Genomic DNA, 20,602 nt, shown 5'->3' with positions numbered 1-20,602 from the left:
GGGCACGGCCGGGGGCCGTGCGGGGTCTTTCCTGTCCGGCGGTGCTGCCGCCGGACAGGGGCAATGGCGGCCTAGAGCTTGTGCTCGGCCAGGAGGTCTTTTTCGTTGAGGACATCCTGGGCGGAATCGAAATCACCGCCTTCGGCCAGGCTGACAGCCACCATGGCGTTCTCCACCTTGTCACGGTAGGCCATGCGGATGCTGTTCAGCAGTTCGTCGATGTCCATGGGTTTTTTGAGGAAGTTGTAGGCGCCCATGCGGTAGGCCGTCTGTTCTTCGGCATCGCCGCCGTGGCCGGTCAGGATGATGACCTGCACCTGGGGGTTGCTCTTCTTGACGCTGCGCAGCACTTCGAAACCGTCCATGCCGGGCATGCGCAGGTCCAGGACGATGACGTCGGTGGGGTCTTCAACGGCTTTGAGGGCCTGCGGGCCGTCATAGGCCACGCGCGCTGAAAAACCGCGCATGGCAAGGCGCTCGGCAAGCGTGTCCACAAACTGTTTTTCGTCGTCTACCAGCAGAATCTTGATCTCTTCCTTGCTCATGCCATTCTCCTTCACCCGGTGATGCCGGGAAAAATGTCGTTCTAGTCTTCACTCCCGCAGGCGGAAATGGAGAGGAAAAAGCGCTGTGCCGGATCGCGCCAGGGCATCAGCAGGGCCTGCCAGCCGGGCCGGGGCCGGGCATTGAGCAGGGGGCTGCCCGTGAGGGCCGCCAGGGCCATGTCGCGATTGGCGCCGTCGCAGACTTCGATGATGATGCCTTCCACCTTGTTCTGGCGACCGGCGGAAAAGCGGAGTTTCACCTGCCCGCCCACGGAGGCGCACAGGTCGAAGATGTCCAGCAGGGCACGCAGCACCGCCAGGGCGGGCACGGCGGACCACACGGGCTCCTCGCTGCCGGCGGATTCCAGCACCATCTGCACGGCGCGGGCCCGTCGGGCCGCCATGAGGCAGAACGTGCCGGCCACGCGCACCAGGTCGCAGGGCGCGTTCTCGTTCTCGCTGTGGCTGATCTGGGCCAGGTACTCCATGCACTCGGCCAGGGCCGCGCCCCGCAGTATCTGCTGCTGGGCCTCCTTCAGGGCCTTGATGACGCGCGGATCGGCGGGCTTGTCCGGCCCGGCGGCCAGCTGCACCATGTCCTGCGCCAGCCCGGCGGATTCGCGGATCACGGCCAGCACGTTGCGCATGTCGTGCGTGGCCGAGGCCAGCAGGCGTCCCATGCATTGCGAATCGGTCATGCTACGCCCCCCTGGCCGGATTCGTGCCGTTGCCGCCGGAACGGGCCGCGGCTTCCAGCGTTTCCAGGAACATGCCCAGGCTCAGCGGCTTGGTCAGGCAGGCGAAGGCACTGGCCACGGGGCTGTCGCCGGAATCGTCCACGGAGTCATGCCCCGTGAGCACGATGACCGGCAGGCCGGGATAGGTCCGCCGCACCTGCTGCAGGACGGCGTCCCCGGTCATGCCGGGCATGAGCAGGTCCACCACCATCACATCAGGCAGGGCTTCCGCGGCCGCCATCTCGTCCAGGGTGGTCAGGGCAGCCTTGCCGTCCAGGGCCACCCGCACGTCGATGCCGCGCAGGTCCAGGCGCTCGGCCAGGGTCTCCACGAATTCCTTCTCGTCATCGGCCAACAATACACGCAGTGCCATCTCAAGCCTCCACAGGACGTTCCGGCGGTGTAAGCGGCAGCGTGATGCTGACCGTCGTGCCCTTGCCTTCGGTGCTGTCCACGGTGATCTCGCCGCCGAGACGGCGCACGATACCGTAGGTGATAAACATGCCCAGACCGTTGCCCTTCTCCTTTTTGGTGGAATAGAAGGGCTCGAAGATGTGCTTGATCACTTCCGGGCTCATGCCCTTGCCGTTGTCCGTGACGCGCACCAGCAGGCCGCCGCCGTCCGTCCGGGTGCAGGCGATGTCCACCTTGCCGCCGTCGGGCACCGCATCCAGGGCATTGCCCATGATGTTGAGGAAGACCTGCTGCAGCTGGCCGCGGTCGGACACGATGTCCGGCAGGCCTTCGGCGAAGTCCGTGCCGATGTTCACGCCGCGGTTCTTGGCACCGCGTTCCAGAAAGCCCATGGTCTCGGTCAGCACTTCGGGCACGCTCAGTTCCTGGCGGTTGGCCTCCATGCGCCGGGCAAAGCCCAGCAGACGGTGGGTGATGCCGCGGGCGCGTTCCACGGTGCTCTCGATGGCCTCCAGCAGGTTGATGAGCCGGTCCTTGCGCTCGAAGTCGCCGCTCATGTGCAGCAGGTCGAGGCCAAGGCCCGCCTTCTCGTTGATGACGGCCAGGGGGTTGTTGACCTCATGGGCCACCCCGGCCGCCAGCCGGCCGATGGAGGAGAGCTTCTGGTTGTGCTCCATCTGGGCGAAGACCGCCACGCGGCGTTCGTCGCTGGCCTGCAGGCGTCCCACCAGATGCTTCATCAGCAGGTGCGAGACCAGCACGATGACGGCGATGCCGCCGCAGAAGACCAGCAGCAGTTCGCTGCGCAGGGCCGTCCAGGGTTTGTAGATGTCCAGGGTGGGCTTGACCGCCAGGAGCATGAAGTCCGTGCCCGTCAGGCTGGTATAGGCCACCATGAGGTCCTGTCCGCTGTCATCCTTCCAGGGCCGCACCGTGGTCTCGAAGGACTGGGGCGGCAGGGTCAGGGGCAGCTTGTCCAGCACCTTGCCGTAGAAACGGGAGTTGGTCTGGAGGATGCCCCGGCTGTCACAGAGGAAGGCGTCGGTGTCCTGCATCAGGCCCACGGCGGCCACCAGGCGTTCCAGCCGGGAGGTGTCGATGGTCACGCGCAGGGTCCATTCCCGGCCGCTCTCTTCCATGCGGTGCACGGCGATGACCATGTGCGGGAAGCCGCGCAGCCCCAGGAAGACATCGCTGATGTAGCGGCCCTTGACCTGGGCCTCGCTGAGCCAGGGCTGCCCGGCGTAGTCGGCGTCCTTGAGCTTGTAGGGGCCCACATAGGCCACCTGCCGCCCGTTCACGTCCACCAGGCCCATGTCCACGAAGCCCTGGAACTCGCTCTTGAGCGCCAGGAAGACGCGGTTGAGGGTCTGCTCGTTGGTCAGATCGTCAAAGCTGTAGGCATGGGCGATCAGGCTGACGGTGGAGGCCCGCTCGCCGAGGAAAAGCTCCAGCGAGGCCTGCGATTTGCGCACCATGGCGTAGAGCGGGTTTTCCATCTCCCGTTCCAGGGTGCTCATGTACTGGGCGTGGTTGATGCCGGTGAGGATCAGCAGCGGCGTCACCGACACCGTGACCATCAGGATGGTCATGATGCGCCGCAGTGAGCGGTAACGCGCTGGTGATACGGCATCCGGCACTTCCAGCAGATGCCCGAAATACGTTTTGATTGCAGAGAACATGCGACCTCCCGCGCAGGATCGGCGCGGCCTGTGCTCCGTCGGCCTAATGGCCGCCGCCCACCAGGATGCCGGAGGCGGCCAGCACCAGCACCAGCACTTCGAGGATGGCGATGACGCACAGCAGCCACTGCTTGCGACGCGCCAGCGAGAGCGCCAGCTGGACGAAACAGACGATGGTCAGGCCCGCCAGGATGATGATGCCCACAAAGTTGCAGATGTCGCCCTTGCCGATGAGGGACAGCCAGCCCCAGCCCTGCGGGATGTGCCCGGCGGCGCGGTAATCGGCGGCGCTGCCGGTCCACAGGTGCGGCAGCTCGTCCAGGGGGATCTGCGGGGTGAGGATGCCCGTCACATACAGGATGTAGGTGATGAGCATGATCACGAAACCGATGAGGGAACCATAGAACAGAGTATCGGCATAGCGCAATTGCGCGGGCGAAGCCTGGATGTCATTCTTGTTCATTTTTCTGTCTCCTTCACTGCCCGGCGCTTACCAGCCCAGGCCCTTCAGCAGCGCCTTGGCGCCAGAGAAAAACAGCACGGCGATGACCATGATGCGGATGAACTTGGGCTTGGCCTTGGCCAGCAGGCGCACGCCCACCACGGAACCGAGCATCAGGCCCACGATGGACGGGATGGCCATCAGCGGGATCACGCAGCCCTGGTTCAGATAGACCCATGCGGCGGAGGTGTCGGTGATGGAAAGCAGGAACTTGGAGGTGCCCACGCTGACCTTCAGCGGCACGCCCATGAGCAGGTTGAGCACAGGCACGTTGGCCCAGCCGGCGCCCAGGCCGAACATGCCGGCCATGATGCCGATGACGATGAACAGCAGCAGACCGGCCAGGGTGCGGTGGGTCTTCCAGTCCACCACTTCGCCGGTGCTGGGTTCGAGGAACACGCCGTTCATGCCCAGGGCCATGCCCACGGCGTCCTGCCTGCTGACCTCGGGACGCACGGAGTTCTTGGAGAAGAAGAGCAGCACGGCGATGCCCAGGATGGTCACGCCGAGGCAGATCTGGAGGATGTCGGTGGGCAGGGCCAGGCCCAGCATGGCGCCCGCGATGGAGCAGGCCGAGGCGATGAGGGCCACGGGCAGGGCCAGACGCAGGTTGGCGAAGTTACGGCGCAGCAGGCCGGGACCGGCAGCCAGGGCACCGGCCAGGGCCACCAGCAGGCCCGCGCCGCGGACGAAGTCCAGGTGGAAGGGGAAGAAGCCCGAGACCAGCGGCACGAAGAGCACGCCGCCGCCCACACCGGCCATGACGGCGATGATGCCGAGGATGAAGCAGAAGAAGAGCAGCGCCACGGGCCAGAACCACCACGGGTGGTTGTCCACGACCGGGGCGGTCTGCACGTCGCCCGTGGTGGCGGCCACCGGCGAAGGCGTCACGGCCGCATCCTGGGCATCGGCCACGGTGGTGACGACGCCCGTCTGGGCGGCAGGAGCCGCCGTGGCGGCGTCGGCCGCCATGCTGATGGCCGGACACGCCAGGGCGAAGGTCAGGAAAAACAGAACGAGCCACTGCCCGGCAGCGGCTTTGACGGCACGGGCCGTCGTTGCAAGTGCGTTGCGCGCCATGTGATCCCCCTTTACTGTCTGGTGGGGCGATGCCCCACATGCATTCCTTTTGATGGCTCCAGCCTACGCGCCCGGGGGGACATCCGGTATCAGGAGAATCCTGAAATTGGGGCAAACAGCCGCCAGCGGCCGGGAAATGATGGACAAGGTTCTGTTTTTGCTTGGTTATTTTCTTCACAAAAAACATCTCCCGCCCGTATACGGGAGGGAGGCTGCCCTAGGAGGAGGCCCCGGACATGGGGAAATCTCCCCATAGCGCCGGGGTCCTCCCGGGAGGCGGGACAGAAGAAAGCCCCCGCGTAAGCAGGGGCTTTCCGGTCAAGAGCGGACAGCGGCAGGATATGACGGATGCCGCTGCGGGGCGCACCGGGCAGGAGGGGGATCCCCCGCCCGGGGGCTAGCTCTCGGAGCTGCTCCCCTGTCTCAGGGAGCGCAGGTAGGCCATGGTCTCGGCCTTGACCACGGGCGTCAGCATGATGAGGCCTATGAGGTTGGGGAAGGCCATGAGGGCGTTGAAGATGTCGGACAGCACCCAGACCAGGTCCAGCTTCATGGACGAGCCCAGGCCCACGGAGATGATGAAGGCCCAGCGGTAGGGGACGATGGCCTTGCTGCCCAGCAGGTATTCGATGGCCTTTTCACCGTAATAGCTCCAGCCGAGGATGGTGGAGTAGGCGAAAAGGATGATGCCGATGGTCACGATGAGGCCGCCCAGTTCGCCGGGCAGGCCCGTTTCGAAGGCATAGGAGGTGAGGGGCGCGCCGTTCTTGCCGGAGGTCCAGACCCCGGTGACGAGGATGACCAGGCCGGTCATGGAGCAGACCACCAGGGTGTCGATGAAGGTCTGGGTCATGGAGATGAGGGCCTGCACCACGGGCTGGCTGGTGCGGGCGGCCGCGGCGGCGATGGGGGCCGAACCCAGGCCGGATTCGTTGGAGAACAGGCCGCGGGCCACGCCCAGACGGATGGCCATCATCACCGTGGCGCCGGCAAAGCCGCCGGTGGCCGCCACCGGTTCGAAGGCGCTGGACACGACCATGGCCAGGACGCCGGGGATCTCGGTGATGTGCATGATGAGCACCGCCAGCGCCCCCAGCACATAGAGGGCGATCATGACGGGCACCAGCAGGGCGGTGACGCGGCCGATGCTGCGCACGCCGCCGATGATGACGGCGGCGGTCAGGCCCATGAGCACGATGCCGGTGATGCCGGGAGCGATGGAGAAGCTGTGGTTGAGGGCGTCAGCCACGGAGTTGGACTGCACCATGCTGCCGATGCCGAAGGTGGCGATGGAGGCGAAGAAGGCGAAGAGGGTGGCCAGCCATTTCCAGCCCAGCCCGCGCGAGATGTAGTACATGGGGCCGCCGCTGAAGGTGCCGTTCTCGTTCTGCACGCGGTACTTCACGGCCAGCACGGCTTCGGCGTATTTGGTGGCCATGCCCACAAGGCCGGTCATCCACATCCAGAACAGGGCGCCGGGCCCGCCGATGTAGATGGCCGTGGCCACACCGGCGATATTGCCGGTGCCCACCGTGGCCGAAAGGGCCACCATCAGGGCCTGGAAGTTGGAGATGTCGCCCTGTGCCTTCTTGTCGGGCGTCTTGCGGACGATGAGGCCGAAGGCGTGGATCAGATGGCTGAACTGCAGGGCACGCAGGGAAAAGGTCAGCCACAGGCCCGTGCCGACCAGAAGGATCATCAGGGGCCATCCCCAGACATAACCAGCGACCACGTTCAAGAAATCCAGCATGTTCCCTCCCGGAGAAGAGGCTGCGCCCTGCGCGCCTCCCGGCGTTTTCGATTTAAAATAAATACGCCGTTGTTTACAAACATTAAACCATGCTATAAAATTTTTTTGCGACTGCAAAGGGGTTTCAGCCGCAAAAGTTCACATCGTCCACATTTCATCCAATGCCGTTCCCGCGGGGACGTCCCGGGGAGCGGACACAGGGGGAACCATGATCCGTTCACTTCTTTCCTGCCTGCTGATGCTGCAGGTGCTGCTTTTTTCCCTTCAGGTCGCCACGGTCCAGGCCCGCGCGGATGCCGCCACGGAATACCGGATCCAGACCTTTCCCCTGGAGCGCAACGGCATGGCCCTGCACCTGCAGCGTCTGACCGTGGCCGGGACGCAGCCGCAGCGCCAGATCCTGCTGGTGCATGGCCTGACCTATTCCTCGCATGAATTCGACGTGGATTATGCCGATTACAGCCTGGCCCGCTATCTTGCCGCGCGCGGCTTCGCCGTCTGGACCTTCGATGTGGCGGGCTATGGCGAGTCCCAGGAGGTGAAGGACGGCTTCATGCCCGATTCCGACTATGCCGCCGAGGATGCTGCGGCGGCCGCTGCCGAGATCCTGAAGGTCTCCGGCCAGAAGAAGCTGGATGTGCTGGGCTGGAGCTGGGGCACCGTCACCAGCAGCCGCTTCGTGGCCCGCCATCCCGAGATGGTGAAGAAGCTGGTGCTGTACGCGCCCATCATGGTGGGCCTGGGGGCGGCGGACGTGAAGGTGCCGTTCAACCACAACACCTGGCTGCATGCCGCGGGCGATTTCCAGACCACCAAGGACGGCGCCATCGATTACAGCATCGTGGATCCGCAGGTGGTGGCCGTGTTCCAGTCCAACTGCTGGCGCTATGACAAGGATTCCAGCCCCAACGGCGGCCGCCGCGACCTGCTGGTCTCCGCCGAGACCCCCCTCATCGATCCTGCCTCCATCCAGGTGCCCACGCTGGTCATCGGCGGAGACAAGGACCCGTACCTGAACCTCGACAGCATGCGGGCCGCCATGAGCAAGCTGCCTTCCGGCTCCAGGCTGGAGATCATGCCCGGCGCTGCCCATGCCATGATGATGGAAAAGCCCTATTACAGGGAATTCCGCCAGAAGGTGGTGGCCTTCCTGGAACACTAGACGCGGGCCGGGGCAGACCGGACCTCGCGGCTTGACGGGAGCGACCCGTCCTGACATGCCGCCCCGTTCACCGGCCTGCGCCGACAAACGGGGCGGTATCCCGTTTCCGGGAAGAAAAGGATGTGACGGCGTTTTTCCGCCGTACCGTGCGCACGGCACGGCCGTATCACGGGGCATCCTCCGGCGGGACGGCAGCGGCAGCCGCGGCGGCGAAGGGCGGCACGAAAGGGCGGGGATCTCCAGGCGGCCTGCGCGGCCGTGCCCGTCACGGCGAGGTGAGCCGGGGGCACCGGCAGCAGGGCCAGGGGCCATCCCCCGTCATCCGGCTGGCCGCTGTTAGGCCTCCATCTCCACAGGCAGGCCGAGCATGGCGCGGCGCAGCATGTCCAGGGCATGGCTGGCGGCGCGCTGGCGGGTCCAGGCCCGGCCCATGTAGCGGCCGTGGGGGCGCATGACGCGCAGCCAGGTCCGCCCCCCGTCGCTGAGGGCGATGTAGACCAGGCCCACGGGCTTGGTGGCCGTGGCGCCGCCGGGCCCCGCGATGCCGGAGATGCCCACGCCCCAGGTGCTGCCGTAGCGGGCGCAGGCCTGCTGGGCCATGCAGCGGGCCACTTCGGGGCTGACGGCCCCCACCCTGGCCAGCAGCTCTTCGGGCACGCCCAGCAGGCGGGTCTTGGCCTCATTGGCATAGGTCACGAGGCCCTGATGGAATACCGACGAGGCACCGGCCACATCGGTGATGCGCTTGGCCAGCAGGCCGCCCGTGCAGGATTCGGCCGTGGTCAGGGTCTCGCCGCGTTGCAGCAGCAGGGGCACGACGACGCTCTCCAGATTTTCCACATCCACGCCGTAGACGTGGTCGCCCAGGCGCCGGCAGACGTCCTCCCGCACGGGGGCCACCAGTGCCGCGGCCTCTCCGGCGGTGGCGGCCTTGGCCGTGATGCGCACGAACATCTCGCCGTCGGTGGCGTAGGTGGCCACCGTGGGATTGGCGCCGCCGGTCAGGTCGCGCAGCCGCAGTTCGGCATCCCCTTCGCCCAGGGCGAAGGTGCGCACCATGCTGGACTGGATGCAGGCCCCGGTCTTGCGGGCGAGCCAGGGCACGACCCCGTCATGCAGCATGGGCAGGAGCTCGGACGGCGGTCCGGGCAGCAGGATGACCAGCTTGTGCCCTTCCGCGGGCACGGCGCAGCCCGGGGCCGTGCCCACGCTGTTGGCGAAGGCATGACTGCCGCGCGGCAGCCATGCCTGCTTGTACTGGTTCTCGCCCACGGGCCGGTCACCGAAGTATTCCCGCAGCCTGCGCAGGCTGTCCGCGTGCTCTTCCAGGGGCAGGCCCAGCACGCGGGCCACGGTCTCCTTGGTGAGGTCGTCACCGGTGGGGCCCAGGCCGCCGGTGGTGATGACCAGGTCGCTGCGTTGCAGGGCGGCGCGCAGGCACGCTTCCAGACGGGCGGCGTTGTCGCCCACCACGCAGGCATGGTGCAGGTCGACGCCCAGGGCGGAAAGGGCGCGGGCCACATGGGCGGCGTCCGTATTGATGGTGTGGCCGAGCAGGAGCTCGGTGCCCACGGCAATGATCTCGGCTTTCATGTGCTGCTCCTTGTCTGTGGGGGCGCCGGGGGCTCAGGCGGCGAAGACGCTGTCCAGCCAGCGGCGGAAGAACTTCTGTCCGGCGGCAGCGGCACGGCCGCCCAGGTCGCGGGCATCCTGCCGGATGGCCGCCACGTCCAGGCGGGCGGCGGCCAGTTCGCAGGCATGGCCCATGAGCCAGTGCTCCATGCGGGCGGCGTCGGCCTCGGCATGGAACTGCAGGGCCAGCTGTCCCGGCCCGGCCCGGAAGGCCTGGTGGGGCGTGATGTCCGTGGAGGCCAGCAGGCTGGCGCCGGGCGGCAGGTCGAAGGTATCGCCGTGCCAGTGCAGCACGGGGGCCCCGCGCAGGGCGGCCAGGGGCGAGGCTTCCCCGGCCTCCGTCAGGTGCAGGCCGCCCCAGCCGATCTCCTTGGCCTTGCCGGCATAGACGGCCGCGCCCAGGGCCTGCGCCATGAGCTGGGCGCCCAGGCAGATGCCCAGCAGGGGACGGCCTTCGGCCAGACGGCTGCGGACGAGTTCCTGTTCCCGCGCAAGGAAGGGGTAGGCCGCCCCGTCGTGGACGCCCATGGGGCCGCCCAGGACGACACACAGGTCGGCATCGAGCCAGTCCCGTGCGGCGGGCAGCCCGTCCGCCACATGGCAGGCCCGTATGGTCCAGCCCGCTTCACGGAGTACGGGCGCGAAGGTCCCGAGGTCTTCAAAATCAAGATGTTGCAATACAAAACAGCGCATATGTCCCTCCTGTCCGGGAGGCCGGCCGGGCGGGCGCGGCCTCTCCGCTGCTCCCTGTCATACACGCGGAAGGCCGGGAGGGAAAGGCTTGCCCCCCCGATATGCTTTTGATAGGAAATAACATATGATACCCGGATGGACCCTATGAGTGATGTACCGTTGCCGGCCGACTGGTTCGAATCTCATGTCATGGATGCTGCAGATCCCCTTTGGCAGTGGCGTGTCCACAGTGACCGCGTCGTCCTGAGCCCGGAGGCCGCGAGCCTGCTGGAAGGCGGGACCGCAGGGAGCTACCGGGGCGGATCCGCTGCGTTCTGTGCCGGTCTTGCCGCCGGCCGCCAGGAGGGGGGCCGGCAGCTTTTCGGCACCCTGCGCCGCTCCTCCGGCAGCGCCCTGGAGATCCTGCAGGCCGTGGGCGGAGACATCATCTGCTGCCGTGCCATCGTGCTGGAACGCTTCCCCTGCGGTACGCCCCGTCTGCTGGTGGGGGCGCTGACACGCCTGGACGGCAGGGGCAGATGGTACCAGCCGGGCGCTGAGGGCCGGTGGATCTATGACCGTGCCCGGGAAGAGTACACGCTGGACAGGAACTGCGCCCGTCTGCTCCATCTGCCCGACAGCGGCGCCCTGCGCCTTTCCCGGCAGGCCATCCGGGACATGATGGGGCCCGAGACGGTCCGGGTCCTGTCCACCCGTTTTTCCCGGCTCCTGTCCGCCCGTGACCATGACGGCAGCTTTGTGGAGCGCGTGCTGCTGACCCTGCCGGACGGCAGCCGCAAGGACTTTCTGGCCTGCGGCACCCTGGTGGGCCATGACGACAGCGGCACGCCCGTCTATGTGACGGGGAACCTTGTGCCGCGGGGCGGGGAGGAAGGGCAGGAGGCCCTTTCCAGCAAAAACTGCGAGATCTCCCTCATGGCCCTGTTCGGCAGCGGTGACGGCCTGTGGGACTGGAACATGGAGACCAACACCATCTATTACAGTCCCCGGTATATCGCCATGCTGGGCTATGACCAGCGCAGGTTCGGGCATACCTTCGAAAGCTGGCGGGACAAGCTGCATCCCGATGAACGGCCGGCGGTGCTGAAGCGGCAGATGGACATCATCATGTCGCCCCGTTACGGGGACAGTTACGAACAGTCCTTCCGCATGCTCAAGGCTGACGGCACATACTGCTGGATCCTGAGCCGCGCCCGCGTCCTGCGGCGCAACGCCCACGGCCGTGCCACACGCCTTATCGGCCTGCATACGGACATTACCGCCACCCAGGGCGAACGTGACCGTCTGGCGGAGATGATCGAATATGACTCCCTGACGGACGTCCACAGCCTGGTCTATTTCCACAACGAGCTGGACCGGCTGGACAGGCAGCCCGACAGGGAGGTCAGCGTCATCAGCTGCGATGTCAACGGGCTGAAGCTGATCAACGACTATCTGGGGCACGACACCGGCAACAGCATGCTGCAGACGGCCGCCCGCCTGTTGCGGAGCTCGCTGCGTTCCACGGACTGCGTGGCCCGCCTGGGCGGCGACGAGTTCGCCGTGCTGCTGCCCCGGTGCAACCTGCGCGACGCCGCGCGGGTCCTGGAGAAGATCAGGGAAGTTTTCCGGCATTACAACGAACATTCCGGCCATGTGCCGGTCATCATGTCCTTTGGCCTTTCCGGTGCGGAAGAGGCGCCCTCCCTGCGGGAGGCCCTGGCCCTGGCCGACCGCCGGATGCTCCACGAAAAGCACGGCAGCCGGCTGGTTTCCGGCCATGCCATCAAGGCCTGGATAGAAAAACGCAAGGATTGCGTGGTATCCCTGGAGGAGAGCCGCTATGATGGGTGAAGCGCCCGACCCCAATACAGTCACCGTGGATCCCCGCGAAGGCGGGCAGAAGCTGCTGCAGTTCCTGCAGCGGCGCCTGGACTTGCCGCCGTCGCTGCTGCACCGCTGGATCCGCACGGGTCAGGTCCGCATCAACGGAGGCCGGGCGAAACCGTTCGGTCTGGTGGCCGCGGGCGACGCCGTGCGCCTGCCCCCCTTCGCCCTGGGCATGAGCCGCAGGAGCAAGGCTGCGGGGAGCCTGTCTTCCCCGGCACCGGGCCAGGAGCCGCGCCCGCGGGCGCAGGCCCTGCCGCCCCTCCCCCGTCCCCTGCTGCAGGACGGGGACCTCTGGGTCTTCTGCAAACCGGCCGGGCTGCCCACCCATCCCGGCACCGGGCATGAGGACAGCCTGTCCAGCCGCCTGGCGGCCCGGGCGGGCGATGCCCCCTTCAAGCCGACGCCTGTCCATCGCCTGGACAAGGACACCTCGGGCATCCTGCTGGTGGCCGCCAGTTTTTCCGTGCTGCGCGAGCTGACCACGGCCCTGCGCGAGCGGCGCATGAAAAAAGAATATCTGGCCTGGGTGGAAGGCCGCTGGCCCCATGCCGGCGTGCGCCTGTTCCGGCACTGGCTGCGCAAGGAGACCGGGAACGGCCGGGAACAGATGCATGTCCGGCAGACGGGCGCGCCGGGCAACGGCGAGACGGAAGCCCTGCTGCTGGTCCGGCCCGTGCGCGTGGAGCAGCGGCACAGCCTGCTGCTGGTGCGGCTGCTGACCGGCCGCACCCATCAGATCAGGGCGCAGCTCTCGTCCCTGGGGCATCCCATCGAGGGCGATGTCAAATACGGGGCCCGGGGACGCGCCGCCGGGACGCCCATGTACCTGCACGCCATGCGGGTCATCCTGCCGGACGGGCGGCGTTTCGCCTGCCTGCCCGACTGGCCCGCCGACAGGCTGCCGCAGGCCCTGCCGGACGAGATCGACGAGGCAGCGGCCCGGCAGGGGCACTGAATCCCGGGGGCATCTCCGGGACGACGACAAAAAAGGGGGACGGCATGAAGCCGTCCCCTTTTCGCATGCCGGGGAAGACGCGGAGAGCGGGCCGCCCCCGGAAAGGCAGCCTGGGGGGGGGCTTGTCCCCGTGCCGGAGAGCGCTGGCCCGCGTGGCGCCGGGGCCGCGGCGTTTTCCAGGGGCGCCCTAGCGGGGCAGGGGCACGTTGGTCTGGAAGCCGGTGGCCATGCACCGGGCCACATGGGCCCCGCTGCCGTCATAGACATTGACATCGTAGGTGAGCACATGGGCGCCGTTGCGCACCAGGCGGGCTTCGGCCTTGAGGGGGCTGACCATGCCGGGGCGCAGGTATTCGATGGTGGTGGACAGGCTGACCACGCCGTGCTCGTTGCCGGCATTGGCCGCGCAGCCGAAGGCCACGTCGGCCAGGGAGAAGATGGCGCCGCCGTGGGCCACGCCCATGCCGTTCTTGTGGTTCTCGGTGATGGGCATGGTCACGCGGGCATATTCGCGGCTGGCTTCTTCGATGCACATGTCAAGATAGCGCACGAGCTTGTCGTGCTTGCGGACATAACATTCCATGTGAACTCCTTGTCCCGTCTGGCGGGCATGAAAAAGGCCGGAAGAACTTCCGGCCCGATTGACTAGTAACAGTTCTTCTTTGCGTAGCTTACGCCACTTGCTGGATGCCGTCCAGCTTCCAGGTGCCGCCGTCGAGCTCACGCACGAAATGCCAGATCTCGCGCACGTTGGACGGTGTGGTCTGGTCAGGACGTTCGCGCATGAGGACATCGAAGTAGACCTGGGCGCGCTGCTCCTTGTCTTCGTTGACCACGCTCAGGAGCTGGGCATTGACCAGGAGGATCTCGGTCTTGCTGGGTTCGGTCTCTTCGGCCAGCTGCTGGCGCACGGCATCCATGACGGCCGGGCTGGCGAACTGGGCGATATCGTTGAGGTCACGGTTGTCCCAGGCAGCCTGGAGGCGGTTGTAGGCCATCTTGGCGCCGCGCAGGAATTCTTCGGCATCGAAATCGGCGGGCATGGGGATGACCACTTCGGGCTGGCTGTTGTAGGTGCTGCCCTGGCTGCTCAGGCTGTCCCAGCCGGTGGCCGCGGTATCGCTGCGCTGCAGGGGGGGCTCCATGCCGCCCGCGGGGGCGGTGCCGGCACCGGCGGGCGCGGGCGCGGTCTTGTTGCGGGCACGGGCGAAGAGCTTCAGGCCCACGAAGAGCAGGATGCCGAGCAGCAGGATGTCCATGATGCCGCCGCCGGAGAAGCCGCCGCCAAAGAGCAGGGAGCCGATGAGCGAACCGGCCAGAAGGCCGCCCAGCAGGCCGCCCATACCGCCGAGGAAGCCCTTGCGCTGGGGCTGCTGGGCCTGGGCCGCCTGCTGGCGCTGCTGCGTGGACTGGCGCTGCATGGCGCTGGGGGCCTGGGCAGGCTGGGACATGGAGGGACGGCTGCCGAAGGAGCGCCCGCCGCCCAGACGGGCCGCATCGGCCGTGTCGGGCAGGGCGTACATACAGGCGCCTCCCAGCATGATGAGCATGGTCAGAATGGCTTTGATCTTCATGGGTGTCTCCGTAAGGGTGAAAGATGCGCGTGTGCTTCTTTTCTCAATAGCATGTACTATAGCTGGCTTGGTCAAAAAGGCAAGGGGCGCAGGGCTCTCCCGGAGGGACGGCCGGGCCTTCCCGAGGATAATCACGGGAAATAGCTGTCAAAAAAAGTGTGTTTCCCGGCCCTAGCGATTTTTGTCGGGCTGCTCCGCCGCGTCCACATACAGCCAGAGGACGCTCCCCAGGACCAGGGGCATGGGCTGGCCGTCGGGCCCCTTGAGGGGCTGGCCGGGGACCTCCACCACGCAGCACCACCAGCCGGGCGCGCCCGGGGTGAAGGTGAACTGGCCGTCGGCGCCGGTGCGGGCTTCCAGGTCATGCTGCCAGGGCAGGGGGCCTGTCTTTTTTTCCGTGCGGATACGGTCCATGTAGACGCGGGCATGGGCCAGGGGACCGTCAGGCCCCAGGGCCCTGCCCGTGAAGCTGCTGCCCGCGGTCAGGCCGAAAGGCCGGGTCAGGGGCAGGATCTCCAGGCGCAGTCCGGCAGGCCGGTCCCAGCCGTCTTCCACGCCGCAGACCGGCAGGATGCTCTTGACGTACTGCTGTTCGAAGCACTGTCGTTCCGCATTGAGGCGCGGGCGGGTCTCGGTGATGAACTGGTAGAGGCCGGGCCGGTCGATGGCCACATTGGCGCCCCAGGCCCTGGTATCCAGGTACAGGCTCTCTTCCATGTCGCCCAGCAGGTCGCGGCGTTCGGGCTGGGGCGTCCCGTTGACGAAGCGTGTCCCGGCATCATGCCGCAGCACGGCGAAGAGCTGGGGCATCTCCAGGGGCTGGGCGGCATGTTCCCGGGGACGCATCAGGCTGATGAGCATGTCCACTTCCTCATCGAGCGGCGGCGGGGCGGGCTGGGCAGCCGCCTGGGCCTTGTCCTCGCCGTCCGCGGGGACGGCCGCGGCGGGGGCTTCCGTGCCGCTCTCCCCGTTCCGGGCCTCCTTGGCGGCGGGCGCTTTGACGGCCTGGCCTTCCGCTCCTTTCTTCGCGGCGGGAGCGTCGATGACGGTACGGCTGGGGATGAGCAGGGTGACTTCGGCGCGGGCCGGGGCGGGGACGGTCAGGGAGACGGCCAGGGACAGCATACAGCCCAGCAGGGCGGCACGTGGCAGTGACATGCTTCAATCCTTATTTTATGGGTAATACAGGGAAGATGTAGCAATTTTCCCCGTTTTTGTCATGCGTCATTTCCGGGGGCTCAGGGCAGGGGCGTGCGCGCCAGGGCCAGCACGTCCACGCGCGCGGCCCCGGCACGGCGCAGCTCTTCACCGGCGGCCCGCAGGGTGCTGCCGGTGGTGATGATGTCGTCCACCAGCCACAGGCGCAGCCCCCGGACACCGTCGGCCCGGAACGTCCCGGCGGCGTTGCGCCGTCGCCGGGAGGCCGTGAGCCCTGTCTGGTGCGGGACGGCCGCCGGCCGCCGCAGCAGGCCGGGACGGACGGGGAGGGAGAGCATAAGCCCCAGCGCCACGGCCAGCTCGTGTGCCTGGTTGTAGCCGCGCCGGCGCAGGTGGTCCTTATGCTGGGGGATGCCCAGCACAGCGTCGGGCAGGGGCAGACAGGACGCGGCATCCAGCAGCAGACCGGCCAGCAGGAAGGCCAGGGACGGCCTGCCGCCGTGCTTGAAACGCAGGATGAGCCGGCGCAGGGCCCCGCGGTACTGGCCGTGCAGCGCCAGTCCCTGCCAGGGCGGCGGCGAGGCCAGACAGTCCCCGCACAGCAGCGGCTGTCCGGCGGCGGGCCAGGGCAGGGGCAGTCCGCAGGCCCGGCAGCGCCCCCCGCCGGAAGGGCGCAGGGCCCGGGCGCAGGCGGGGCAGAGCCCGTGGGCCAGCATCCCGGCCTCCGGGCCGGAGAGATCCTTTCCGGCAGCGTCCACGGGCGTGCCGCAGACCGGGCAGCGGTGCTCGGTGAATCCCAGCAGCCGGGCCAGCCGTATCAGGGGGAAGGGCCGCCGCGGCGACGCGTCCCGGTCCCTCTCCCCGGCGGCATCCTGCCCGGCGGGCATCACGGGCGGGCCTCCGCCAGGCGGGCGGCCCAGTCCCGGCCCCAGCGCTCAAGACCGGCGCACAGGTCGGGACGGGAGAGCAGGTCCCCGGGACAGGACAGGCCCCGCAGGGTGCGGGTATCCGCCATCCGGGCGCCGAAACTGGCGAAAAAGTATTTCAGGCCCAGCAGGCTGCCGGTGAAGAGCTGCTCCCCGCGCGGACGGGCCGCCGCCAGGGCCGCCAGCACCAGGGGTCCCTTCCCGGCGGGACGGCCCGCCTCGACCCCGGCCCAGATGCGCTGGGAGCGGTCCACCAGGGCCTTGGCCTGGGCGGGCAGGCCATAGAAATAGACGGGCGATGTCCACAGGACCACGTCCGCGGCGGCGATGGCCGCAAAGACGGCCTCGGCATCGTCCGTCCGTGCCAGCGGGCAGGCATGGGGCGCGGCGGCACAGCTCTGGCAGCCCCGGCAGGGGCGGATGTGCTTTTCCCGCAGGGCGATCTCCTCCACCGCCCCGCCGCAGGACAGCCCTCCGGCGATGAGGCGGGCCACGGTGTGGGTGGTGCCGTTGGCGCGGGGGCTGCCCAGCAGGGAAAGGATGCGCATCAGACGAAGTCCCCGCAGAAGGGGTTGTTGCGGCGTTCGTTGCCGATGCTGGTGGCCGGGCCGTGACCGGGCAGGACGGCCGTTTCTTCCGGCAGGGCGAAGAGCACCTTGCGGATGGAGCGCAGCAGGGTGTCGTGATCGCCGCCGGGGAAGTCCGTGCGGCCCAGGGAACGGTAGAAGAGGGCGTCGCCGGTGAAGACGGCCTTTTCGTCCGGGAAGTAGTAGGAGACACCGCCGGGGGTGTGGCCGGGAGTGTCCAGCACGGTGCAGGCCATGCCGCCGAAGACCTGTTGTCCCGTGGGCAGGTCACGGCTCTCGAAGGCGGGCACCGGCGGGAAGCCCCAGATGCCGCCGTCGGAGGATTCCGTGCCGATCAGGCAGGCATCGTGGACGGGGGAGTAGACCGGGGCGCCGGTCTCTTTCACCAGCGTGGCCACGCCGTACATATGGTCGAAGTGGCGGTGCGTGAGGCAGATGGCGGCCAGCGTCAGGCCCTTGGCGCGCAGGTCGTGCAGGATGGGGGCGGGGTCGCCGCCGGCATCGATGACCACGGCCTGACCGTCCTTGTGGACGAGATAGCTGTTGGTCTCCAGCGGCCCCAGAGGATAGACGGAATACGGCATGGGATCCTTCCTTTTGCGAGATGGGGTTTTCTTCTTGGTAGCGCAGGAGGGAGCGGGGGGCAAGCCCGCTCCGGGCGGTATGTCCCGGGCATCATTTCTTGATTTTTTCTAGACAATACGGAGGGGGACAACTACACTGGCGGCATGAATACCGCTCCTTCCGCCTGTGACCTGACCCGCAGGGACCTCATGGACATGGACGCCCTCCTGATGCAGGAACTGGGCAAGTTCATCCAGTGTTCGCACCATGCCCTGTATTTCCCCACCGCCCATGCGCCGCGCCAGCCGGAACTGCTGCCGCGCGAACGCCGCCTGCTCCTGCCCCTGTACCGGCAGGGGAGCCTGCTGGGCGTGCTCATGCTGCACGGCGTCAAGGTGCGGGATGCCCGTGCCCTGCTGCCGCAGCTGCCCGCCATCGCCGGCCTTTGCCTGGAGCTGCTGGCCCGGGTCAAGGCCACGCGCGTGGATGCCGTGACCGGCCTGGCCACGGAGAACGTGCTCTACGGCGCCATGGAAGACGAGGCCGCCCGGGTGCGCGAGCTCTTCGCGGACCCTTCCCGGGGGGACGGCGAACACTCGCCCCTGCACCGGCTGTGCATGGGCCTGGTGCTGCTGCATTTTTCCAACGGGCGCGAGATCGTGGGCCGCATGGGCTTCCGTTTCGCCGATGAGCTCATGCGCCGCGCGGCCGAAGCCCTGCGGGAGGAGCTGCCGTCGGATGTGGTGGCCGCGCGCGTGGGACGCTTCGGCATGGCCCTGCTGCTGCCCTCGGTGAGCGGCCGCAGCGCCTGCCAGAAGACGGCCGAGGCCGCCCTGGCCCGCATGGCCGGTGCCGCCCTGCCCGCGCCCCTGACGGGCAGGACCATACGTCCCCGCCTGAGTGCCGGTCATGCCGTGTACCCGCAGGACATGGAAGGCGCGGAACTGCGTCTGCCCATGTTCGAGCAGGCCCGCATGCTCATGGAGCGCGCCCGGCTCGCGGCCCGCATGACCTCCCAGCCCGGGGCGCCGCGCGTCATGCCCTTTGCCCGCATCCTCCAGGACGGCGGCACCGTGCTCCGGGCCCTGCCCCAGGGTCGGGTGCGTGTGGGCCTGGGGGCCCAGGCCAAGGCCCGGGAAGGCATGCGCTTCGCTGTGTGGGGCCCTTCGGGACAGGACGGGGCCGGCAATCCGTACAAGGGCGAAGTGGTGCTGCTGCAGGTGCGGGAATTCCATTCCGTGGCCGAGACCGTGCATCTGGCCGATGCCACGGCGCCGCTGGAAGCCGGTGACAGGCTCAGCCTGCTGGAAGTGCCCTCCCTTGCCGCTTTCCCTCATGCGCCGGGCGGCAGGGCCGCTGCCGCCGATGTGCCCGGCACGCCCGGGCAGGAAGGAAGCGCCGCGGCGGATACGGAGCCGGACGGGGCCCCCGCCGCCGGGAGCGTGCGGGAAGGGCGCGCCCGCATCCCGGCGCTGGAGGACGGCGCCTGCGCGGGCATCTACGGTCATGGGGATTTTTTGCATCTTTTCGCCCAGGAGAAAGAGCGCACGGGGCGTTTCGTGCTGGCCATCGTGCGGGTGGATGTCCCGCATGACGCACGGCAGGAAGCGGCCCTGGGCGAATGCCTCGCGGCCTGGCGGCAGATCCCCGAACTGTGCGCCGGAGAGCCTCTGGCCGGGCTGTACGGCAGCAATGCCCTGATCTTCTTCCATGCGGACAGCAGTGCCGAGGCCCTGCTGCCCCACTACACGGCCCTGTGCGCCCGCCTGGAAGCGGCCGGGCTGCCGGTCTCGGCCGGTCTTGCCGGCTATCCCTTCCTGCATTACCGCAAGGGCGAGATGCCCGACTGCGCCCTCAAGGCCCTGGAGTACGCCCAGCTGCTGCCCCCGCCGCGCGCGGGCCTGTGCAACTCCCTGGCCCTGAACATCAGCGCGGACCGCCGCTATGCGCTGGGGGACGTCTTCGGCGCCATCGACGAATACAAGCTGGCCCTGCTGGCCGATGCGGAAAACGTGCTGGCCCGCAATTCCCTGGGCGTCTGCATGGCCGCCCTGGGCCGGTATCACGAGGCCCGGCGCCACTTTCTGGAGGCCCTGCGCTACAAGGGCGATGCCGGACCGGAACGCCAGGCGCGCATCGCCCAGACCCATTACAATCTGGGCACGGTCTGCCAGCAGCTGGGCGAGCGCCGTTCCGCGGCCCGCTATTACCGGGAATGCATCAAGGACGCCCCGGAGCATGTCTATGCCCATCTGCGTCTGGGGCAGCTGTGCGAGGAAGGCGGGCGCCGCAACGAGGCCCGGCGCTTCTACGAGCTGGCCGCCGCCATCGAGGACAGGCAGTCGGAGCAGGCCGGGGAACAGCGGCCCAGCCTCGCCCGGCGCTATCTGGCCCGGCTCGCGGCCCGGCAGCGGCATGGCGGCGAGGCCCGCGAGCTGCTGCACGATACCCTGCTGCGCAATCCGTTCGATGCGGCGGCCATGCTTTTGCTGGCCCGCCTGTATCTGGACGGTGACGAGGATCCGGCCATGGCCGAGCTGCTGGCCCGCAAGAGCGTGGGCCTGCGCGACACGCCCGAAGGCTGGCAGGTGCTGGCCCGGGCCCTGCGCGCTCTGGGCCGCGAAGAGGAAGCCAGCCTGGCCGAGGCGCACGCCTCCGTGGGCTAGCAGGAAGGCGCGGAAGGACGGGGAAGGGAGCCCGTGCACCGTCACGCCCCGTGTCCGTGCGGGCGGGGACGCGTCCTGCGCATGGCAGGGGCGCCGCCGGCGGCCC

The 20,602-nt window shown here is 68.1% G+C and carries 19 protein-coding genes; 4 read left to right on the top strand and 15 right to left on the bottom strand.

The window, feature by feature from the left end:
- Positions 1-71: 71 nt before the first annotated feature.
- The 7 genes from DESPIGER_RS05670 to DESPIGER_RS05640 form a co-directional block, all read right to left on the bottom strand.
- The gene (locus tag DESPIGER_RS05670; protein ID WP_072334184.1) at positions 72-545 is read right to left on the bottom strand and encodes a response regulator; all 474 of its coding nucleotides are present in this window, start codon (positions 543-545) and stop codon (positions 72-74) included.
- Between the two features lie 41 nt (positions 546-586).
- Positions 587-1,243: a HAMP domain-containing histidine kinase gene (locus DESPIGER_RS05665; protein WP_072334181.1), complete on the bottom strand. Its 657-nt coding sequence runs from the start codon at positions 1,241-1,243 to the stop codon at positions 587-589.
- Position 1,244: 1 nt separating this feature from the next.
- The gene (locus DESPIGER_RS05660; RefSeq protein WP_072334179.1) at positions 1,245-1,655 is read right to left on the bottom strand and encodes a response regulator; all 411 of its coding nucleotides are present in this window, start codon (positions 1,653-1,655) and stop codon (positions 1,245-1,247) included.
- A gap of 1 nt (position 1,656) precedes the next feature.
- Positions 1,657-3,378, bottom strand: coding sequence for a sensor histidine kinase (locus DESPIGER_RS05655; protein ID WP_072334177.1), 1,722 nt, complete (start codon positions 3,376-3,378; stop codon positions 1,657-1,659).
- Positions 3,379-3,421: 43 nt separating this feature from the next.
- Complete coding sequence (locus DESPIGER_RS05650; RefSeq protein ID WP_072334174.1) at positions 3,422-3,841, bottom strand: DUF1634 domain-containing protein; 420 nt, start codon at positions 3,839-3,841, stop codon at positions 3,422-3,424.
- 27 nt (positions 3,842-3,868) lie between these two features.
- The gene (locus DESPIGER_RS05645; protein ID WP_173783286.1) at positions 3,869-4,960 is read right to left on the bottom strand and encodes a sulfite exporter TauE/SafE family protein; all 1,092 of its coding nucleotides are present in this window, start codon (positions 4,958-4,960) and stop codon (positions 3,869-3,871) included.
- A gap of 397 nt (positions 4,961-5,357) precedes the next feature.
- On the bottom strand, positions 5,358-6,710 hold the full coding sequence (locus DESPIGER_RS05640) for an alanine/glycine:cation symporter family protein (RefSeq protein ID WP_072334171.1): 1,353 nt from the start codon (positions 6,708-6,710) through the stop codon (positions 5,358-5,360).
- A 208-nt stretch (positions 6,711-6,918) separates the two neighbouring features.
- On the opposite strand from DESPIGER_RS05640, the gene DESPIGER_RS05635 reads away from it, so the two are divergent.
- Positions 6,919-7,872: an alpha/beta fold hydrolase gene (locus DESPIGER_RS05635; protein ID WP_072334168.1), complete on the top strand. Its 954-nt coding sequence runs from the start codon at positions 6,919-6,921 to the stop codon at positions 7,870-7,872.
- A 336-nt stretch (positions 7,873-8,208) separates the two neighbouring features.
- On the opposite strand, the gene DESPIGER_RS05630 is transcribed toward DESPIGER_RS05635, so the two are convergent.
- Both DESPIGER_RS05630 and DESPIGER_RS05625 read right to left on the bottom strand, forming a co-directional pair.
- A complete protein-coding gene (locus DESPIGER_RS05630; RefSeq protein ID WP_072334165.1) occupies positions 8,209-9,465 on the bottom strand; it encodes a competence/damage-inducible protein A in 1,257 nt (418 codons plus the stop codon).
- Positions 9,466-9,498: 33 nt separating this feature from the next.
- Positions 9,499-10,197, bottom strand: a complete 699-nt coding sequence (locus DESPIGER_RS05625; RefSeq protein WP_072334162.1) for a glutamine amidotransferase — start codon at positions 10,195-10,197, stop codon at positions 9,499-9,501.
- 144 nt (positions 10,198-10,341) lie between these two features.
- On the opposite strand from DESPIGER_RS05625, the gene DESPIGER_RS05620 reads away from it, so the two are divergent.
- Both DESPIGER_RS05620 and DESPIGER_RS05615 read left to right on the top strand, forming a co-directional pair.
- Positions 10,342-12,030, top strand: coding sequence for a sensor domain-containing diguanylate cyclase (locus DESPIGER_RS05620; protein ID WP_072334158.1), 1,689 nt, complete (start codon positions 10,342-10,344; stop codon positions 12,028-12,030).
- The gene (locus DESPIGER_RS05615; protein ID WP_072334155.1) at positions 12,020-13,021 is read left to right on the top strand and encodes an RluA family pseudouridine synthase; all 1,002 of its coding nucleotides are present in this window, start codon (positions 12,020-12,022) and stop codon (positions 13,019-13,021) included. The genes DESPIGER_RS05620 and DESPIGER_RS05615 overlap by 11 nt, the downstream gene beginning before the upstream one ends.
- A gap of 187 nt (positions 13,022-13,208) precedes the next feature.
- Here DESPIGER_RS05615 and DESPIGER_RS05610 read toward each other — a convergent pair whose 3' ends face one another.
- The 6 genes from DESPIGER_RS05610 to DESPIGER_RS05585 all read right to left on the bottom strand — a co-directional run bounded on the left by DESPIGER_RS05610 (position 13,209) and on the right by DESPIGER_RS05585 (position 17,850).
- Positions 13,209-13,604 (bottom strand): PaaI family thioesterase, encoded by a 396-nt coding sequence (locus DESPIGER_RS05610; protein ID WP_072334152.1) that lies wholly within the window; start codon positions 13,602-13,604, stop codon positions 13,209-13,211.
- A gap of 88 nt (positions 13,605-13,692) precedes the next feature.
- Positions 13,693-14,595 (bottom strand): Tim44 domain-containing protein, encoded by a 903-nt coding sequence (locus tag DESPIGER_RS05605; RefSeq protein WP_072334149.1) that lies wholly within the window; start codon positions 14,593-14,595, stop codon positions 13,693-13,695.
- 171 nt (positions 14,596-14,766) lie between these two features.
- A complete protein-coding gene (locus tag DESPIGER_RS05600) occupies positions 14,767-15,753 on the bottom strand; it encodes a DUF4198 domain-containing protein (protein ID WP_072334146.1) in 987 nt (328 codons plus the stop codon).
- Between the two features lie 80 nt (positions 15,754-15,833).
- Positions 15,834-16,640 carry a ComF family protein gene (locus DESPIGER_RS05595; RefSeq protein ID WP_173783304.1) on the bottom strand — a complete coding sequence of 269 codons (807 nt, stop codon included), beginning with the start codon at positions 16,638-16,640 and terminating at the stop codon, positions 15,834-15,836.
- Entirely contained in the window at positions 16,640-17,227 is a 588-nt protein-coding gene (locus DESPIGER_RS05590) for a flavodoxin family protein (RefSeq protein ID WP_231927644.1), read from the bottom strand. Before DESPIGER_RS05590 ends, DESPIGER_RS05595 begins: the two co-directional genes overlap by 1 nt.
- Positions 17,227-17,850, bottom strand: coding sequence for an MBL fold metallo-hydrolase (locus DESPIGER_RS05585; protein ID WP_072334140.1), 624 nt, complete (start codon positions 17,848-17,850; stop codon positions 17,227-17,229). Before DESPIGER_RS05585 ends, DESPIGER_RS05590 begins: the two co-directional genes overlap by 1 nt.
- Positions 17,851-17,994: 144 nt before the next feature.
- On the opposite strand from DESPIGER_RS05585, the gene DESPIGER_RS05580 reads away from it, so the two are divergent.
- Positions 17,995-20,496, top strand: coding sequence for a tetratricopeptide repeat protein (locus DESPIGER_RS05580; protein ID WP_072334136.1), 2,502 nt, complete (start codon positions 17,995-17,997; stop codon positions 20,494-20,496).
- Positions 20,497-20,602: the final 106 nt, after the last annotated feature.

Source organism: Desulfovibrio piger (assembly GCF_900116045.1).
Classification (GTDB): domain Bacteria; phylum Desulfobacterota; class Desulfovibrionia; order Desulfovibrionales; family Desulfovibrionaceae; genus Desulfovibrio; species Desulfovibrio piger_A.
This window is presented reverse-complemented; position numbering and strand designations above follow the sequence as displayed.

Bases quoted from the DNA above. Each gene is read 5' to 3' on its own strand.
- DESPIGER_RS05670 (WP_072334184.1), bottom strand. From the start codon at position 545: ATGAGCAAGGAAGAGATCAAGATTCTGCTGGTAGACGACGAAAAACAG.
- DESPIGER_RS05665 (WP_072334181.1), bottom strand. From the start codon at position 1,243: ATGACCGATTCGCAATGCATGGGACGCCTGCTGGCCTCGGCCACGCAC.
- DESPIGER_RS05660 (WP_072334179.1), bottom strand. From the start codon at position 1,655: ATGGCACTGCGTGTATTGTTGGCCGATGACGAGAAGGAATTCGTGGAG.
- DESPIGER_RS05655 (WP_072334177.1), bottom strand. From the start codon at position 3,378: ATGTTCTCTGCAATCAAAACGTATTTCGGGCATCTGCTGGAAGTGCCG.
- DESPIGER_RS05650 (WP_072334174.1), bottom strand. From the start codon at position 3,841: ATGAACAAGAATGACATCCAGGCTTCGCCCGCGCAATTGCGCTATGCC.
- DESPIGER_RS05645 (WP_173783286.1), bottom strand. From the start codon at position 4,960: ATGGCGCGCAACGCACTTGCAACGACGGCCCGTGCCGTCAAAGCCGCT.
- DESPIGER_RS05640 (WP_072334171.1), bottom strand. From the start codon at position 6,710: ATGCTGGATTTCTTGAACGTGGTCGCTGGTTATGTCTGGGGATGGCCC.
- DESPIGER_RS05635 (WP_072334168.1), top strand. From the start codon at position 6,919: ATGATCCGTTCACTTCTTTCCTGCCTGCTGATGCTGCAGGTGCTGCTT.
- DESPIGER_RS05630 (WP_072334165.1), bottom strand. From the start codon at position 9,465: ATGAAAGCCGAGATCATTGCCGTGGGCACCGAGCTCCTGCTCGGCCAC.
- DESPIGER_RS05625 (WP_072334162.1), bottom strand. From the start codon at position 10,197: ATGCGCTGTTTTGTATTGCAACATCTTGATTTTGAAGACCTCGGGACC.
- DESPIGER_RS05620 (WP_072334158.1), top strand. From the start codon at position 10,342: ATGAGTGATGTACCGTTGCCGGCCGACTGGTTCGAATCTCATGTCATG.
- DESPIGER_RS05615 (WP_072334155.1), top strand. From the start codon at position 12,020: ATGATGGGTGAAGCGCCCGACCCCAATACAGTCACCGTGGATCCCCGC.
- DESPIGER_RS05610 (WP_072334152.1), bottom strand. From the start codon at position 13,604: ATGGAATGTTATGTCCGCAAGCACGACAAGCTCGTGCGCTATCTTGAC.
- DESPIGER_RS05605 (WP_072334149.1), bottom strand. From the start codon at position 14,595: ATGAAGATCAAAGCCATTCTGACCATGCTCATCATGCTGGGAGGCGCC.
- DESPIGER_RS05600 (WP_072334146.1), bottom strand. From the start codon at position 15,753: ATGTCACTGCCACGTGCCGCCCTGCTGGGCTGTATGCTGTCCCTGGCC.
- DESPIGER_RS05595 (WP_173783304.1), bottom strand. From the start codon at position 16,640: ATGCCCGCCGGGCAGGATGCCGCCGGGGAGAGGGACCGGGACGCGTCG.
- DESPIGER_RS05590 (WP_231927644.1), bottom strand. From the start codon at position 17,227: ATGCGCATCCTTTCCCTGCTGGGCAGCCCCCGCGCCAACGGCACCACC.
- DESPIGER_RS05585 (WP_072334140.1), bottom strand. From the start codon at position 17,850: ATGCCGTATTCCGTCTATCCTCTGGGGCCGCTGGAGACCAACAGCTAT.
- DESPIGER_RS05580 (WP_072334136.1), top strand. From the start codon at position 17,995: ATGAATACCGCTCCTTCCGCCTGTGACCTGACCCGCAGGGACCTCATG.